This is a genomic window from bacterium, from assembly GCA_041648665.1.
Taxonomy (GTDB): domain Bacteria; phylum UBA10199; class UBA10199; order 2-02-FULL-44-16; family JAAZCA01; genus JAFGMW01.
The window spans coordinates 13,109-30,129 of record JBAZOP010000038.1 but is presented as its reverse complement, the minus strand read 5'-3'; the positions used below and the strand labels follow the sequence as shown (position 1 = coordinate 30,129).

Annotated in this window: 16 protein-coding genes; 10 read left to right on the top strand and 6 right to left on the bottom strand. The window is 58.8% G+C overall.

Annotated elements, in window-relative coordinates:
* Positions 1 to 214, bottom strand: a 214-nt coding sequence (locus WC683_12165) for a hypothetical protein (GenBank protein MFA4973363.1), incomplete at its 3' end; no start/stop codon positions are given.
* 597 nt (positions 215 to 811) lie between these two features.
* On the opposite strand from WC683_12165, the gene WC683_12160 reads away from it, so the two are divergent.
* The 6 genes from WC683_12160 (at position 812) to WC683_12135 (ending at position 7,491) form a co-directional block, all read left to right on the top strand.
* Positions 812 to 1,261 (top strand): thrombospondin type 3 repeat-containing protein, encoded by a 450-nt coding sequence (locus WC683_12160; GenBank protein MFA4973362.1) that lies wholly within the window; start codon positions 812 to 814, stop codon positions 1,259 to 1,261.
* 199 nt (positions 1,262 to 1,460) lie between these two features.
* The gene (locus tag WC683_12155; GenBank protein MFA4973361.1) at positions 1,461 to 2,381 is read left to right on the top strand and encodes a thrombospondin type 3 repeat-containing protein; all 921 of its coding nucleotides are present in this window, start codon (positions 1,461 to 1,463) and stop codon (positions 2,379 to 2,381) included.
* 175 nt (positions 2,382 to 2,556) lie between these two features.
* Complete coding sequence (locus WC683_12150) at positions 2,557 to 3,351, top strand: thrombospondin type 3 repeat-containing protein (protein ID MFA4973360.1); 795 nt, start codon at positions 2,557 to 2,559, stop codon at positions 3,349 to 3,351.
* Positions 3,352 to 3,373: 22 nt separating this feature from the next.
* Positions 3,374 to 4,177, top strand: coding sequence for a thrombospondin type 3 repeat-containing protein (locus WC683_12145; GenBank protein MFA4973359.1), 804 nt, complete (start codon positions 3,374 to 3,376; stop codon positions 4,175 to 4,177).
* A 55-nt stretch (positions 4,178 to 4,232) separates the two neighbouring features.
* On the top strand, positions 4,233 to 6,752 hold the full coding sequence (locus WC683_12140) for a homocysteine S-methyltransferase family protein (protein ID MFA4973358.1): 2,520 nt from the start codon (positions 4,233 to 4,235) through the stop codon (positions 6,750 to 6,752).
* Between the two features lie 19 nt (positions 6,753 to 6,771).
* A complete protein-coding gene (locus WC683_12135) occupies positions 6,772 to 7,491 on the top strand; it encodes a vitamin B12 dependent-methionine synthase activation domain-containing protein (GenBank protein MFA4973357.1) in 720 nt (239 codons plus the stop codon).
* Here WC683_12135 and WC683_12130 read toward each other — a convergent pair.
* The 4 genes from WC683_12130 to WC683_12115 all read right to left on the bottom strand — a co-directional run bounded on the left by WC683_12130 (position 7,481) and on the right by WC683_12115 (position 11,406).
* Positions 7,481 to 8,830, bottom strand: a complete 1,350-nt coding sequence (locus WC683_12130) for a hypothetical protein (GenBank protein MFA4973356.1) — start codon at positions 8,828 to 8,830, stop codon at positions 7,481 to 7,483. The two genes, WC683_12135 and WC683_12130, sit on opposite strands and share 11 nt — an antisense overlap.
* An 83-nt stretch (positions 8,831 to 8,913) precedes the next feature.
* Positions 8,914 to 9,324: a hypothetical protein gene (locus WC683_12125; protein MFA4973355.1), complete on the bottom strand. Its 411-nt coding sequence runs from the start codon at positions 9,322 to 9,324 to the stop codon at positions 8,914 to 8,916.
* A gap of 421 nt (positions 9,325 to 9,745) precedes the next feature.
* Positions 9,746 to 10,399, bottom strand: a complete 654-nt coding sequence (locus tag WC683_12120; GenBank protein MFA4973354.1) for a transposase — start codon at positions 10,397 to 10,399, stop codon at positions 9,746 to 9,748.
* Positions 10,400 to 10,638: 239 nt separating this feature from the next.
* Positions 10,639 to 11,406 (bottom strand): DUF5677 domain-containing protein, encoded by a 768-nt coding sequence (locus tag WC683_12115; GenBank protein ID MFA4973353.1) that lies wholly within the window; start codon positions 11,404 to 11,406, stop codon positions 10,639 to 10,641.
* 383 nt (positions 11,407 to 11,789) lie between these two features.
* On the opposite strand from WC683_12115, the gene WC683_12110 reads away from it, so the two are divergent.
* Positions 11,790 to 12,083 (top strand): DUF4258 domain-containing protein, encoded by a 294-nt coding sequence (locus WC683_12110; GenBank protein MFA4973352.1) that lies wholly within the window; start codon positions 11,790 to 11,792, stop codon positions 12,081 to 12,083.
* Positions 12,084 to 12,128: 45 nt separating this feature from the next.
* Entirely contained in the window at positions 12,129 to 12,668 is a 540-nt protein-coding gene (locus WC683_12105) for a type II TA system antitoxin MqsA family protein (GenBank protein MFA4973351.1), read from the top strand.
* Positions 12,669 to 12,684: 16 nt separating this feature from the next.
* Here the strand turns inward: WC683_12105 and buk are convergent, their stop codons facing one another.
* A complete protein-coding gene (gene buk, locus WC683_12100; protein MFA4973350.1) occupies positions 12,685 to 15,039 on the bottom strand; it encodes a butyrate kinase in 2,355 nt (784 codons plus the stop codon).
* A gap of 131 nt (positions 15,040 to 15,170) precedes the next feature.
* On the opposite strand from buk, the gene WC683_12095 reads away from it, so the two are divergent.
* Complete coding sequence (locus WC683_12095) at positions 15,171 to 15,413, top strand: NADH-quinone oxidoreductase subunit A (GenBank protein ID MFA4973349.1); 243 nt, start codon at positions 15,171 to 15,173, stop codon at positions 15,411 to 15,413.
* A gap of 1 nt (position 15,414) precedes the next feature.
* On the top strand, positions 15,415 to 17,013 hold the full coding sequence (locus tag WC683_12090) for a hypothetical protein (protein ID MFA4973348.1): 1,599 nt from the start codon (positions 15,415 to 15,417) through the stop codon (positions 17,011 to 17,013).
* The last annotated feature ends 8 nt before the right edge of the window (positions 17,014 to 17,021 follow it).

Sequence of the window (17,021 nt, the reverse complement as noted above, 5' to 3'; positions counted from 1 at the left end):
CGACCGCCGAGACCTCTGCTACGGTGGGCGACGGAGGCGGATGCTCCACGATCGCGCCGGTCGCAACGCCCAACATCTCCGGCATCCTGATGCTGTTGCTCGCCGCCTTGCCCATGATTGCAAGGCGCAAGAGATAGGGGTGGGGCCTTTTGCCAGGGGAGCGAGGAGGAGATATGAAGAGGATCGCGATCGCATTGCTGACGATGGCCGTCATCACAGGCGCCTACTCAGGAAGGGCCTGGGCGCCGGATATGGTTATTGGGGAAATGATGACGTTGTGCACTGCTGAAGATTTTCTCTCAAATGACGCGACCAAATACTGGATCACGAAGCATGATATAAGCACAACGGAAAAGGGCATCTGCATTTTCGGAAAGATGTCCGACACCTTTAATTTCGGAGATTATTGGTCGTTTACCCCAGGCTCGGATACATTGCATCCGTCGGCGAGTTCGTTTCGCGCCGTACTATATGACGAGGGGACCACTTCGATTTCAGCGACCAAACCGCTGATGTGCGTTGTGCTGAGTCCGGCTTCTGTGACTACAGGTCAGTCATTTTTTTGCGCCACTACGGTCTTGAGCTCTGATGCCGCGCTTCCGGACACCGCGACGCTCAGATTGAATGTACAGAAAAGTTTCGGAGCCGACGACTTGAGATGCGATTCATATCCATCGACCGGTTCCATCCTGATCGCGGCGGAAAACGGCAATTGTATTCCGGACGATATTGCTACGGACGCGGATGGAGACGGAGTCGCGGATGGGCTTGACCTCTGCCCGTTCACGGCCGGCACGGACAAAAACGGTTCGTGGAGGCGGACGGCGATGGAGTGCCGGACGACGAGGATGCTTGCGCCGATACGCCGGCTGGGGCTTCTGTCAACGATGTCGGCTGCCCTGACACGGACGGCGACGGGGTGTACGACAACCTGGATACATGCCCCAGCACACCTGTGGACACCGTGGTCGATGCATCCGGTTGCCCTGTCGCCGGCGATGCCGATTCGGATGGCGACGGGGTGTTGGACAGCGCTGACAACTGCCCCACGACCTACAACCCTGATCAGGCGAACGTGGACGGCGACGAATACGGCGACGAGTGCGACACCAGCGGCGTAACTACAGACGATACCACGGCCGCCACAACAGTGAGCGAGGGCGGGATGTGCGCCATGATGCCCATGGCCGCGTTCAACCCGATGGGACTTGCCTTTATTGCGGCCGCGCTCGCGGCATTCGCTATCAAGAAGAGGAGATAGTGAGATCGCTCAAAGCTGAAAGCTCAAAGGGAGGCCCTGCGATCCGCAGGGCCTTTTTTTATGGTGACTCGATTCCCCCATATTATGGGGCAGAAGCTCCATATCTCAGGATGCCAAATTACTAACTAGCTGATATTCTTAAGTAATATCCTCAACAACGATGGCATGGAAGCTGCATATCATATTGCAGGAGGTAATTATGCGTGAATTTCTAATGTGCTTGATCGCCCTTGCGGTTCTCATCCCTGGCGCAGCGGCTCATGCCGGTTTCTCCACGGACGTTAACTTCTATCAGCATACGGTTGCGGACTTGGAGGGCGACCAGGGGAGCTTTGTATTCTACGGCGCGTTCGACGTGGATACCACCAAAGAGGATGCGGCGGGCATAAAGGTCTTCATGACCATGAGGAAATCCGACATGAGCATCATGCTCGATGCGGAGGACCAACCGATGAAGTACGATCTCAATGCAAACAATTGCGAGATCTTGCAACACGCCGACTCGGGTATCATATTCCGCTGCTATTCAGACCCTGCGGCCATGACCGATGAGGAGATGGCAAACTGGTTATCGTTTCTCGGCATGGACCCTGTGTACATACATTTCGAGATGGGAACCGCGGTGAGCCCCGTGCTCTGGGGGCGCTCGCTGCAGTTTAAGATCGATGACATAACCGACACGGATTCCGACGGAGCGCCTGACATTTTCGACGACTGCAAAAGCTTCGCCGATCTGGAACAGATCGACACTGATAATGACGGCGTGGGGGATGCCTGCGACCTCTGCCCTCAGGACGTGGACCCCTTGCAGAAGGATACGGACGCGGACCTCGTGGGCGATGCGTGCGACCCGTGCCCTGCGATCCCCAACTCCACGGCGTGCGTAAGCGAAGACGACGATGTCGACGAAGACGCCGACCCGGAGAACCTCGAGGGCGACGGCTCGACCGATCTTGGCGACTGGCTCGCGACGACCGAAGAGGAGGTCGATGACTACAATGCCGCATCATCGGGCTCAGGATCGGGTTGCAGCCTGGTCCCGAATCAGGGCGCCGGCATGGCGGCATATATAATGATAGCCCTAGCCATGCTGCCCCTCGCCGCTAGACGCAGGAAATAAACAGCGCAAAAACGGTTTTTTGGGCCCTGCGCGAGCAGGGCCTTTTCGTATCTATAGTATTGATTATTAAAGATATTTTAGATTTATCTGGCCAACCCGGTTACTTTCGAGCAACTTTTTTCCATAGCAACCGATAATAGAGATGGAGAGGGGGGCTTACTCCAGGAGCTTTGCCATGAGGAAGTTTCTTACAACCTTCACAGTTTTAGCGGTCCTCTTCGTCGCTGCGCCGGCCTTTGCGCTGGACACGGACAACGACGGGATCTGGGACCAGTACGACAACTGCTCCACCGTGAAAAACGGAGTCTGTTCGACCTTTGCGCTCTACTGCGACGTTGATGGCGACGCCGCGGTTACGCTGGTCGAGATCTCCGCGGGCAACCAGTCGGACTGGGACGACAACGGCATCGGCGACGCGTGCGAAGACTCCGATGGCGACACCTATATGGATTATCTGGACAACTGTCCCGGGGTCTCCAACGTCACCCAGGATCCCTCGGCGTGCGCCGACTTCGACGGCGACAAGATCTATGACGACGTGGATAATTGCCCTGAAAGCTACAACCCGCAGCAGGAAGACCGCGATGTCGATTCCGTGGGCGACTGGTGCGACAACTGCAGACTCGTGGCCAACGTTGACCAGATTGACTCGGATGACGACGGGTTCGGCGATGCGTGCATAATGGACGCGGACGGCGACGGGCTGACCGACAATGATGACAACTGCCCGACGATACCCAATCCGGTGCAGGAGGATAGTGACAGCGACGGCAGGGGCGATGCGTGCGATACGTCGGACGCGTCCGGATCGCAGACCACGCCGATCAACACCCAGAACCTGTACAGCCTGGATCATTCCAGCTGCTCCCTTGCTCAGGGCGCGGCGCTGGGCGTCCCGGGCGCTCTCAACCTGGCGTCGATTGTCGCGGGGATTGCCGTAGCGGTGCTGATCAGGCGCCGCAGGCGGTAGATAAATCGAAAGAGGGAAGCGAATGATGAAGACAATAAAGATCGCGATGATCTCCCTGCTCCTGATGGCGCTGGCTGCTCCGGCCTATGCGTGCACCATAGAGGTCCTGGGCGTTGTCTATACGGACACGGATTGCGACAAGATCATGGACTACACGGATATGACGGACGCTGACTTCAACGGAGTCCCTGACGGCGATCCGGTGGACAATTGTCCCCTCGTGCCCAACGGCAACTGCAACGTAGATCAGCTCGATTGCGATGCGGACGGGAACAGCCTTGTCTCAGACGCGGAACTGAAGGCCGGATTCCAGCTAGACTGGAACGACAACGGGGCCGGCGATGTGTGCGACGACACCGATTTCGACGGAGTGGTGGATTATCTGGACAACTGCAAGACGGTGTTCAATGCGGACCAGGATCCATCGGTCTGCACCGATACCGACCATGACAAGTTCGAGGACCCGATCGACAACTGCCCGGTGAATTACAACCCGGACCAGATGGACAGCGACGACGACGGCATCGGCGACTGGTGCGACAACTGCAGGATTGTCTTCAATCCGGATCAGGCCGATTCCGACGACGACAACGTCGGCGACATGTGCGAGAGCGGCGACTATGTGAGCCCAGATGTGGATCAGGACGAGAGCCAGGACGTGAATCCTTACGATGGGCCGAGGTACGGCACTGGCCCCGAAGAGATGCAGGGCAACGGTTTCGGCGATGGAGGCTGTTCGCTCGTCGCCTCTGCCCAGGCCTCCTCCATGGCCTCGTTCCTTCTCATCGCCCTCGCCGCAATATCGATCGCAATCCGCCGCAAGTAAGCAACACCCCCCCGCTATTGCAGAGCTTTGGTCCGCGTGCTAGTGATCCCCTGAAATGGCAAAGGATCTTAAGGAGATAGCCTCCAGGCGCACCATCATCTTCGACGGCGCCATGGGGACCATGCTCGATGAGGCCCAGGTATCCTCCTCCTGCAGCGCGGAGCTCAACCTGATCTCGCCCGATTCCGTGGCCCGCGTGCACAGGGAATATCTCGCCGCGGGCGCGGACGCGATAATCACGAACACCTTCGGCGCATCCAGGGTCGTGCTCTCGGACCACGGCATGGCCGACAAGGTTCGCGAGATCAACATCGCGGCGGCGAAGATCGCGCGCCGGGAGGCTGCGGCGGCCGGCGGCGAGCGCTTCGTGGCGGGCGAGCTTGGCCCCACCTCCAAACTCCCGACCCTGGGTCATATCGCGTTCGCCGACCTCTTCGCAGCCTATGTGGAGCAGGCCGACGCCCTCGCGGAGGGCGGGGTGGATCTCTTCATCACGTCGACCAGCCAGGACCCTCTGCAGGTGAAGGCCGCGCTCGCGGCCATAGACGAAGTGAACAGGCGGCGAGGGCTGGATCTTCCGGCGATAGTCTCGGTGACCGTGGAGCCGTCGGGTACGATGCTTCTGGGCACCGAGCTCACGGCGGCGCTCGCGGCCGTCGCTCCCTTCTCGCCGCTGGCATTCGGCATCAACTGCGCGACCGGACCCGAGGGGATGGAGGAGCACCTGCACTCGCTGCGCGAATCCTCGCCCTTTGCGATCGTCTGCCAGCCGAACGCGGGCATGCCGAAGAACGTGGGCGGCAAGCCGGTGTATTCGATGGGCCCTGAGGAGTTCGCCGGCGCGCTTGCGCACCTTGTCCTGCGCTTCGGCGTAGCGTTCGCAGGGGGCTGCTGCGGCACGACTCCTGCGCACATCGAGGCGTTGGCAAGGGAGCTGAAGGCTGAAGGTTCGAAACCTCAGGCTCGAAGGCAAAAGCCGAAGGGGAGATCGTTCGATTTCGTGTCGAGCCTGTTCACCGCCTATCCGTTGGATGAGGAGCCGAGGCCGTTCATAATCGCGGAGCAGACCAACGCGAATGGCTCCAGGAAGTTTAAGGAATTGGTGCTCACGGAGGACTTCGACGCGATAGCCGACGTGGCGCGCAGCGCATCGGGAGCCTGCCACGCGCTCGACCTCTGCGTGGCCTATGCGGGCAGGGACGAGGCCAAGGACATGCGCAGGGCGATGACGAAGATCGTGCCCAGGGCCGACGCTGCCATCATGGTGGATTCCACGAACCCGGAGACGGTGGAGAGCGCGCTTTCGCTCGCGCCCGGCCGCTCGATAATAAACTCGATCAACCTGGAGGACGGCGGCGCAAAGGCCCGCCGCGTGCTGGCCCTGGCGCTGAAGTTCGGGGCCGTGGTCGCATGCCTCTGCATCGATGAGGACGGCATGGCCAAGACCGCGGATAAGAAGCTCGCGGTCGCCCGGCGGCTCATCGCCCTCGCGGAGGCAGAGGGGCTCGCTCGCCGCGACCTCCTCATCGATCCGCTCACGTTCACGCTGGCCAGCGGCGACCCAGAGCTCAGGTCGGCCGGCAGAGAGACGCTCGATGCGGTGGCTCGGATCAAAAAGGAGATCCCCGGCGCAAGGACCATGCTCGGCGTGAGCAACATATCGTTCGGGCTTCCGGCCTCAGGCAGGGCCTACCTCACGAGCGCATTCCTGCACAGGGCGCTCGGCGCGGGGCTGGACGCAGCCATCATCAACCCTGCGCGTGTCCTCCCCCTGGACAGGATACCGAAGGAGACGCTCGAAATACTGGAGAGGCTGATCGACGGGGACTGGAGCAAAGGCGATCCGTTGGCGCTCATGCTCAGCCGCCTTTCGAAGGATTCCGACTCTGATGCCGCGCGTAAGTCCAAGGCCGCGGGTTCCCCTGCTGATGAGATGAGGCAGAGGGTGATCGACGGCTCAAGGGAGGGACTCCCGGCGCTGGTGCAGGCGCTGATAGGCGAGATGGAGCCGTCGAAGGTCATAAGCGAAGTCCTGCTCCCTGCGATGCAGGAGGTGGGAGAGAGTTTCGGCCAAGGCCGCACACCGCTGCCGTTCGTGCTGAGCTCGGCCGAGACCATGCGCGCTGCGATAGATCTCGTCTCGCCGCACCTGAAGGCGGGCGAGGCTGGGCACCGGGCCACGATAGTGCTGGCCACCGTGCGCGGCGACGTCCACGACATAGGCAAGAACCTGGTGGATGCGATACTCTCCAACAACGGCTTCAAGGTCGTGAACCTGGGCATCAGGCAGCCGGCGGCCGCGGTCATCGAGGCCGCGAGGGAACACAAGGCGGACGCGATCGGGCTCTCGGGCCTGCTGGTGTCATCCACCGAGATCATGCGCGAGGACCTTAAGATCTTCCGCGAGGCAGGGCTCGGCATTCCGGTGCTGTGCGGCGGCGCCGCCCTCACCGAATCCTTTGTGAACGATCGGCTCGCCCCTGCGTACGGGGCGCCAGTCGCGTACTGCAGGGACGCATTCGCGGGGTTGAGCGAGATGGAGAGGGTTGCGAGGCAGCTGAAGGACGAAGGTTGAAAGGGAGAGATAGACCGTCATGGACGCCCCGTTTCTCGGCACAAAGGTTTTAAAGAGCGTAGGCCTCGATGAGGTGGAGGCGCTCCTAGACAAGGAAGCGCTCTTCGCGGCGCGCTGGCAGTTCAGACAGGGCGCAGCCGCCTCGGCGTGGGAAGATCTTAAGTCGTCGAAGGTCCTCCCGATATACGAGCGGACCATGTCGCTCGTGAGATCGCAGTCCGCGATAGCGCCCGCGATCGTGTACGGCTATTTCAAATGCGAGCGGATAGGCAACGGGCTGCTTGTGAAGGGAGAGAGACGCGACTTCAAGTTCGACTTTCCCAGGGAGAGGGAGACGCCCAACCGCTGCGTCGCCGATTTCTTCCCAGGCGGTTTCGCGGCGTTCCAGCTGGTGACGATAGGGGGCAAGGTCGCGGATATCGCGGCCTCGATGTTTTCCAAAAACAAATACAGCGACGTGTTCTATTTGAAGGGCCTTGCCTCGGAATTCACCGAGGCCTCGGCGGAATACTGCCACAGGCTGATAAGGCAGGAGCTCGGCGCAGCGGAATCAACGGGCAAGAGGTTCAGCCCCGGCTACCCGGCATTCCCCTCGCTGCTCGATCAACGGAAGATATACGAACTGCTCGGCGCAAATCGCATCAACGTCTCCATCACCGAGACCTGCCAGCTCGTTCCGGAACATTCCACTTCAGCGATCGTGTCGATAGACGAAAAGGCGATGCTCTTCAGGCCCTGAGGTTGAGATTCATCGTGAAGAACGGCGCGGGGCACGGGCCGATGGTGATCACGTTTGCCTTGGAGAGCGCGAACATGCGATCGAGATAGCGTCCCCAGCTGCCGTTCGGCATGGAGAGGGTGAGAGGGCTGTCCGGCGCCTGCTTGTGATAATTTTTGGAGATGTCTCTGCCTGCTATCGCCAACTTTATGCCCAGCGTCTCCAGGTCGGGTCTTGAGGCCATGTTGTCGAGCTCATCAGCCAGATATGAGATGTCTGCGGGCAGCATTGCCCAGACCGATGAGATGGTGTCGATGAATTTGATCGTCCGGGCCTCGTCTCCGTTCTGCAGCGCCTTCTCGCCGAACACGATCTGCGCGGCCTGCCTTTGATTCAGGGCCTTGTGGTCGATGGCCAATACAGGCAGCATCTCTGTTACCCCTGCATCGGCTATCAGCCGTGCTATCTTCCCTGCGGCTGCGGCGTGAGGTGAATGCCCGGTCTCCGCCAGGAGCACCAACTTGCGTGATTTCGCTTTTGCGATCGCAGATAGTGCGGCGGCCAGTTTTTCCTCCGGCTTATTCACCGAGGCGATATCCAAGAGCTCCACTTCTGATCCGGAGAGTTTCATCTTCAGCGTTTCGAGCCACAGATCGAAGGAGCGCGCCACTGGCCTCCATCCGGGGTGGCCGAGCACGAGCGTCAGCCGGTTTTTTTCTATGAGCGAGAGCGCCGCGTCGAGTTCGTCTTTCCTGTATTCCCTGACGCCGTATACGTTGAGGTCTTCGTCGGATGGCGTCCTCAGTTCGACGTGCGACCTCTGTCTGTCGAACACCTCGTAGTAGACCGACGGCGGCTTTATGTTCCTGTCGCCGTGGCCGCCTGCGCCGAAGAGGTACTCCCAGGTGGAGACGAGTCCACCTGTCCATTCTTCGTCCATGTGAAGGGCCGTCATCCTGGCGGTCAGGGCGTCTAGCCCCTCCCTCTCTTCAGGGGATACGGCGAGCGCCATCCATTCTTTGGCGAGGACTCGATCGAGCGCGTGGTTGTGCCTTGCTGCCACCGATTGCGCGCATATCTTGAAGAGCTTGAGCGAAGGCGTCATCGGCATGTTGGTGTAATTGTGCTGTTCCCTGAACTCCTTGAACCTGGGCTCCCATGACGACCTGAAACCTGAGGCTATGTTTGGCGGCAGACCTTCGATCGCGGAGAGTTTGCTGTAGAAGTCCGTCTCGGCCATGCGGCTGGTCGGGTCCTCGTTGAGCGCAGCTATGCTGTTTGCGCAGGCGGTTCTGAAATCGACATATGTGGATAATGTGCGCGAGGCGTCGTCGAAAAAATCTCTGATGGAGAATGGCATCTGAGACGATCCTTTAACATGGCAAGGATCGGCATCAAAGCCATTTTTTCCGGCTGTTAACGCAATGATAACGGTGAGTTAAATCAGCCGAGGGCGACCGCCGTGGCCTTCACCCATGGGTATATCTGCTCGATGCCGAGCCCTGCCGCGAACCAGAGGGGCGCGTCGGAGATGCGGATGAGCCCTCCCAGCGAGCCGCGGCCGGAGTAACTCCAGGGGCAGCGGTTGAGTTTGGTGAGGATGAGGCCGGCCAGGTACTGCGCTGCGAAGAGCGCGGCCATGTACACGAGCCCGCGGCCGTACCACGCCATGTTCGAGACGCGGATTGCGATCAGGGGAAATATCAGCGCGATGAGCCCGAAGAACGGGAAGAGGATGAGCGAGGTCTCTGCGCCGAGCTCCATGCGCCTCGCGAAATAGGATTTTTTGGCCGCGTCCACGATCAGGGCCGCGAATATCCCGATGATTCCGAACAGCGCGAAGCGTATGAGCATGAGGCCTCCGTGATTACGCCATCTTTAGCACATCATTCAATGAAATGCATCTCAGCAGACGGAGCGGATCGAAGGCCTCTGTTTCGCTTACGGCTCGCTCGCTCAGACGCCGTTCGTGCCGCGGCGCGGTACCCACGCCGCGGCACTTCTTCTTTATATAAAGAGCCCATGTTGAAGGTCGTCGCTGCGCATCAGGCGCCGCAGCATTGCAGGCTTAGAAAGCGGCGCCTTCTGACGCCGCTCAACAGAGACCTTCGACCCGCTCCGTCAAGTCGGCACTCAACGCCTTATTCAACCTGCTAAGAATATTCCCGGTGTCATTGCGAGCCCTTCGACGTTGCTCAGGGCAGGTTCCACGCGGCAATCCCTTGCCCCCGCTTGTCATTCCCGCGAAAGCGGGGGAATTCCGGGGACACGACACTTAATTCCTACCCTTGGGACCGGGCTTCTGTCGCCTCAGGACCCTGCCTGTTAACGATTCGATCCTGTCGATAAACTCATCACTTCCCAGTGGCCGCCCTGTTCTTGCCCCTTTCCTCAATCTTTTCATGAAATCATCATCACCTGACTCCATTAGATATGCCTTCCAGTCGTCAATACCCAAGACACCCAGCTCATCACCCGAAAGACAGATGTCAGTCTGCCCCTGTACATGGGCCCTGGCGCTTGACCACCGGTAGTCTTCAGCATGTTGAACCAGCCTTGCCCTGACAGGATTGCGCTCGACATATCTGACTGCTGCAAAGAGATGTCGCTCATCCAGCGGACTTGATGAAAATCTGCCCTGCCATAAATAGCCACGCCAGTTCTCGCGAAAATTGATTCGTCGTGTGTAACCCCTGTGCGTATCGCCGATGGCCTTTGCAAGCGCCGCCTCACTCTCAGGGACCGCTACCATATGAACATGATTATCCATGAGACAATAAGCCCAGATAGACACCCCATTCTTCCTCGCGTTGTCGGCCAGCAGCGCAAGATAGCAGGCGCGATCTTCATCAGAGAAGAACACACGCTGCCGTCTGTTGCCACGCTGAATGATGTGATGAGGAATATCGGGTACAACGACTCGAGCCATCCGTGCCATATGCTGTTGATATTGCACGATGCATGCCAATCGCTATAAGCACGGATTTAATGCATTTCTTGTTATTAAGTATTCCTAAGGATGTTCAGTTTCCCGAATTAAGTGTCGTGTCCCCGGAATTCTGACCCCTATATCAACAAAACCTCATCCCCCTCCCACTTTCACTGCAACCGAATCAAGATGGGCGGGAAAGGGTGGAAAGGACGTGATTTGGAGGAAATCGTTATCCGCTATACGTTCCAACATTCATCGACACATCCACCCATGCCACATTCAAATTGCTCATCGAATAGCATTATAGTGCACGATAAGAATATCGCCACATATCTAAAAACACTCGCCACATCGAATTCATCTGCAGCCATAGACCATTTTAATCCACCACTCTCGCGTTGAAGAAAACGATCTACCAACTTAACATCTGCGTGCGCAAAAGAACAAAGCTCTGCGTAAAAGATATCGTATGCTTCTTCATGATGCACAGCCTTAGCCATTTCCTTTATCGTCATCCCAGCCCAGCTATTCGTCTTCTTAAAGGCTTCTTTTACTTCCTCATATTGCTTATTCACTTCATTCTGCTGTTCTTTCCAATGATGTTCCCATTCATTCTTCATTCCTTCTGCCCACTGAGCATCTCTACTATCACAATGCCTCAGACATGCATCCATACGCTTCTTCTTCAAAATTCGCCCGTATTTAATATACCTTCTTGATCGTTCAACAGGCTGCTGCGAAATATAATGTGCGGTTACATCTATTTCAAACATAGTCCGAACGATTGTATATCCAACAGTTGCTGGAAACCATTTCTCGGTTGTGGAATTCAGTAAACGAAGAAGTGCCTCCGCTGCACTTAGATTATGCATCAGAAAGCATACCATCAATGAAGTGAACTCAAATCCTGACGAATGTTGCCGTCGCGCAGATATAAGCTTTCGCCCTAGCTCTACAAGCTGCTTAACGACCAATTGATGTTGTTCGGCAGTAAGAAATCTCATTAGAATTCCGAAGGCATGGACACATAACCCACAAAAAAACTCCCCACCTCATCAACAAGGCTTCTATATCCCCCTCACATTTGAACTGCAACCGAATCGGGATGGGCGGGAAAGGGTGGAAACACCACGAACCTGCTTTATGGTGTTGAACGCGAGCACTATAAAGCAGGTTCGCTAAGGGTGTGTTGTTATTGGGGAAAGGGGTATAAAAGCGCTGACACCGTAAATTAACCTAATGTAAATATTAGCCTTAAGCTAATTTTACGCAACTCTTCCATTTACCTTGCCGATAATATACAATAGAAGCGTGGGTTATTCCGGTTTCTCTTGATTCTATATTAACACCGTGCTAAGCGCTGGATGTCGGCACGGAGGATTGAGAGATGGACCGGGATGAAGCCAAAAGAAAATTGCAGATGTTGCTGTTGAGAAAGGGCTCTTTGGCTCCTTCGGCGCACGCTAGGAAACGCATGATCGAAAGAAGGTTCACCATGCCCGATGTCATGCGCGCCCTGAGCGGCGGAGTGATGAGCGAAGGCCCGACCAAAGCCAAACACGTAAAAGGCTTCGAGTGCGTCATGCGCACGCAGCTCGATGATTGCAGGGTTCTCGAAGCGCCCATTGTAGTGGACGAAGAACACGGCCGAATCATCATCAAGTCGGTTGTCAGAAAATAGGTCCAGCTGAAAAGCTGTTGAATAAAGGGGGAGGAAGGAGGCGCTATGAGCACAAAATGTTATGAATGCGGAAAGGTCATGAACGATAAAAAAATAAAACATCATTATGTTGAGAGTGGGCTCAACAATGTCTATCTCGAAGGTGTTTCTGAGTTCACATGTCCGTCCTGCAAAACCAGCTTTGTGGATATTCCGGAACCGACTCAACTGCACATCGTTATGGCTGTTGCCCTTTCCGACAAAAAGGGGTTGCTCACAGGCCCCGAGATCAGGTTCATGAGAAAAGAAGTCGGGATGGCAAGCAAGGGGTTCGCTGCGTTCATCGGCGTTTCGCCGGTTACAATGTCGCGGTGGGAAAACAGCGAGGGCGATTCAAACAGGGACGAATCAAACGATCGCCTTATTCGCCTGGCCTTCAAAGTCATGATGTACGAGCGGTTAAAAGCGATGTTGTCATGCCTTGAAGCAATGATTCAAAAGGCAGGGGTGATATCCTTCCACAAGGAGAGGATGGATATTGACGCAGAGGCCATGAAGTACATTTCTATTGGAGCGCCTTCTGTGACGTCACAGCAGCCGGCTTGAAGAAAGAGGGCATGCGTCACGCAGGGTCGTATTCCAGGAGTTCCTCTTCGCCGCGCAGCACCCGCAGGGCGCCGCCCACGATGGCCGAGGTCTCGGATTCGCCAGGGTACGCGAAGACAGGGGCCAGGAACTCACAGCGCGATTTTATCGCGCGGGCGAGCGAGGTTATGCCGGCGTAGGCCCCGGTGAGAGCGATCGCGTCGACCCTTCCGCGGAGCGCTGCGGCGAGCGCGCCTATCTCCTTCGAGACCTGGTATCCCATCGCCTCGATCACCTCCGCTGCCTTGCCGTCGCCCTTTTCGATCATGCGGTTGATCTCGCCCACGTCGGTGACGCCGAGGTAGGCGATGAGCCCGCCCGCGTTGCGGATCTTGTGGAGCACGGTCTCCTCCGTCGCGCCTTCCTGGAAACACATCTTCACCACGTCCACCGCGGGCAGCGATCCCGCGCTGATGGCTGAGAATGGGCCGTCGCCGTCCAGCGCGTTGTTGACGTCCACCACCTTGCCTTGCCTGTGCGCGCCGACCGACACCCCGTCGCCCATGTGCGCTACGATCGCGTTTATTTTTTGCGGCGGTTTCCACAGGTTCTTGGCCATGCGGCGGACGACCGCTTTCTGGTTCGAGGCGTGGAATATGCTGGCGCGCTTGATGTCGGGCATGCCGGAGAAGCGGGCCAGGTCGTCCATCTCGTCCACCACCACCGGATCGACTATGAATGCGTCGATGTCGTTCGCCTCCGCTATCTCTCCCCCGATGACCGCGCCCCAGTTGGAGGGGTGCTGTCGCCAGGCGTTCCTTATCAGGTCCTCCACCATGGCCCGCGTCACGCGATAGACGCCGCCGGGGAGGGGATGCAGGAATCCTCCCCTGGCCGCGACCGCGTCGACCGTGGACAGGTCAATGTGCAGCTGCGCGAGCCTGCGCGAGAGCTCTTCCTTTATGAGTATGAGCTCGGAGTCGCGCTGTTCCTTGTTCATGGCGCGGTCGAGCCTGTGCGGTATGGATGTCTCGAAGACCGGGATGCTGTCGTCGAAGATCGCCACCTGAGTGGCCAGCTGGCTCGGGCACACGGCCAGCACCCTGAAGCTCTTCACTGCGCGGCGCTGCATGATGAGCGCGCCTAGGCCGCCGAGCAAGGCGGCGGGCGCCACCCATCCGATGCCGAGGTGCGTCAGCGGCAGGACCTCCCAGATGCGCTCCGTGACGTCGATGCTCACTCCGCTGGCGTGGATGGCTTCGAGGATGCCGGCGATCAATGCGCCGGCCACGGCAAAGCGCCACACATTGCGGTTCTTGAGCTTCCAGGCGAAGAGGCTGAGTATGACCACCACCATCACGACGGGATAGAGGGTGACGAGCACCGGGACGGCGATCGATATTATCTTCTCCACGCCGGCGTTGGCGAAGAAGAAGCTGACCGCAGCGATGGCGATGCAGACCCATCGGTAGTTGAGCTTCCCGTACGAGAATTTGTTGAAGTACTCGCCGCAGACCACGATCAGCCCGATAGCGGTGGTGAGGCACGCCATCGAGACCGCCAACCCCAGGAAGAGGCCGCCGATCCTCCCCATGAGCGTATTCGAGATGAAGATCATGAGCTCGGTTCGGCTCAGCTGCTCCGGGAGCGCGCTCGTCGTGGCGCCCAGGAAATTGAGGCCGCCGTACACGATCGCGAGCGACACCGCGGCGATGAGCCCCGCTTTGATGATGAGCTTCACCTGCGCCGCGCGCTCGAATATGCCCTTGCTCCTCAGGTCGCTCAGCAGGACTATGCCGAATATGGTGGCGGCCATCAGGTCCATGGTCTGATAGCCCTCGATCAGCGATTTCCCGAACGGGTGAAGCTCCGTCGTGGGAACGGGCGCGGCGATCGGGCTCATGATGCCCTTTGCGATCATCGCTGCGAGCGAGGCCAGCAAAAGCGGCGTGAGTATCTTTCCGATCCTGTCTATGACCGAGAGGGGATTGAGCGCGAAGAAGAGCACTATCCCGAAATAGATCGCGGAGAAGAGCCACGAGTTGATGAACGGGAAATTCGGCGCGACGGCCAGCTCGTAGGTGGTGGCGCACGTGCGGGGTATGGCGAGGAAGGGGCCGATGGCGAGCATGAGCGCGAGGGATAACGCCTTTGCGAAGAAGGGGGAGACGCGCCTGGCCATGTGGTCGATGCCGCCCTCGGCCCTTGCCACGGCCATGATGCCCATCAGCGGCAGTCCCACTCCTGTTATCACAAAGCCCAGCAGCGAGAATGCGAAGCGGTCTCCGAAGAGCCTGCCCAAGGTCGGCGGGAATATGAGATTGCCGGCGCCGAAGAACATGGCGAAGAGGGCGAACCCGACGACGACGGCGGTCTTCCTGCTCGGAATCATATGGTTTCTCGTTTTGGCTGCGCACTCCTAGTAGAAAAGGCGGCCCCAGTCAAGGAGACAGCACGGGTTTGTATTGTAATAACTATTGGAAATTGTTAATCTATGTCAAATCATAACAAGGGTGCTTATATATGGATTCAAAGGCATTGGCAGGCGGCAGGATATTTCGAATCCCCTTCATCTTCGTGGCGGCGCTCTTTCTGATATTCGAGGCAGGGGTGCTCATGATCCTTCCCTGGGCGCTCGCTTTCAGGTGGGCCGTCCAGTCGGGACATGGCCTTTCGGCCTTCATCCACATCGTGTCTTTCCTCATCCTCATGGCGATCGCGCTGGCGTTTGCTCTGTGGAGCGGCGCGCTCGACTGGGAAAGATGATATGTTCGATAAATTATTTTCACGGCTGAAGCGTTATCTCCTCGCATGGTTCAGGGCGCGAGGCCTGCGGGCGATATTCCTCCGCGGTCCGTGCTGCCCGTGGGTCGAATTGCCCGGCGACATCGCCACGACGGATCTCCCCGAGTCGGCTGATCTCATGATAGTCGCAGGCCCGATGGGCGGGAAACGCCTCTCCGCGCTGAGACGACTCTACGACCGGATGGCAAGACCCAGGTGGGTGATAGCGTTCGGCGCATGCGCCGCCGGAAAGGACGCTGGAGGCGAGTCCATACCTGTGGATGTCTATGTGCCGGGCTGCCCGCCGGAGCAGGGGCAGATAGCAGAGGCGATGAAAGAGTTGAGACGGCTCATCATGTCGGCCTCGGACATACGACCCGTGGTCTCTGTCCGGACGCCGGCTGCGGAGGAGGCGCTTGAGCGAACGGCATTCGTCGAGATACCCTACGGCGATGCGGCGTCCTTCGCGCCCTTTGGCCTCAAGCTGGGCGTGGAGGGGGCGAGGGTCTCTTTAGCAGAGGTGGAGACGGGATATGCGCACAGGGGGATAGAGAAGCTCGCCATGTCGGTCCCGTGGCATTTCGCGCATGCGGTCGCTGAAAAGATAAACTGCCGGTCGCCGGACATCGCCGGCGTAGGCTGCGGGATGGCGGTCGAACGCCTCTTCGGTGTCTCGGTCCCCAGGCGCGCGATGTGGCTCCGCATGATCCTGTGCGAGTCGTGGCGCGTCTGCGAGCACATGCTCGCCGTGGCCCGCTCCTTCTCCTCCATCGGCCTGGCACGACAGGCCGCGGCCCTCATGGCGGAGGCGCGCGGCCTGGCCGCGTGCGTCGAATCCTGCTTCGGATCGCGGGGCCACGGCCGCTGCGTCCGCATCGGCGGCATGGCGCGCGACTTGAGCGCCGGGGATCAGGCGCGCATGGAGGCCGTGATCCCGAAGGTCGGGCGCGAGATCGAGAGGGCGCTGAGGATCGCTGAAAAGGACCGGATCTTCGCGGCGCGCACCCGAGGGGTGGGCGTCATCTCGCAGCATGCGGCCGAGGCGTGGGGGGTAACGGGGCCGTGCCTCAGGGCAGCGGGTTCCGGACGCGATCTCAGAAAAGCAGCCCCGTATCTGCTCTATGCGGAGTGCGATTGGGGGGTGCCCGTTGGAGTGGACGGCGATGCGTTCGACAGGATAACGGTGATGCTCGCGGAGGCCATCCAGTCTCTGCGCATCATAAAGCAGGCGATCGTCGACATGGAGCCGGGAGCCGTCGAGGCGTGCGTGAAGGGGATAACGCTGCCGGGACGCAGCGAGCTCTATGGTTCCGAGGAGAGCCGGGCCCTGCACGAAGGAATGATCAGGGGGGACTCGCCCATGCCCCGCGGGGAGGTGCATTTCTCCACAGAGGCCTCCGCCGGGGAGCTCGGGTTCCATCTCGTCTCCGACGGCAGGGCTCATCCCGCCATGTTCAGGGTGATCTCGCCCTCCTTCGCCATATGTCAGGTAGCCCCGATGATCCTCAAGGGGTGCATGCTGGAGGATGTCCCGATCGTCATTGCGAGCCTGGGGGTGTCGGCGTCCGAGGCCGACAGGTGAGGAGGTAG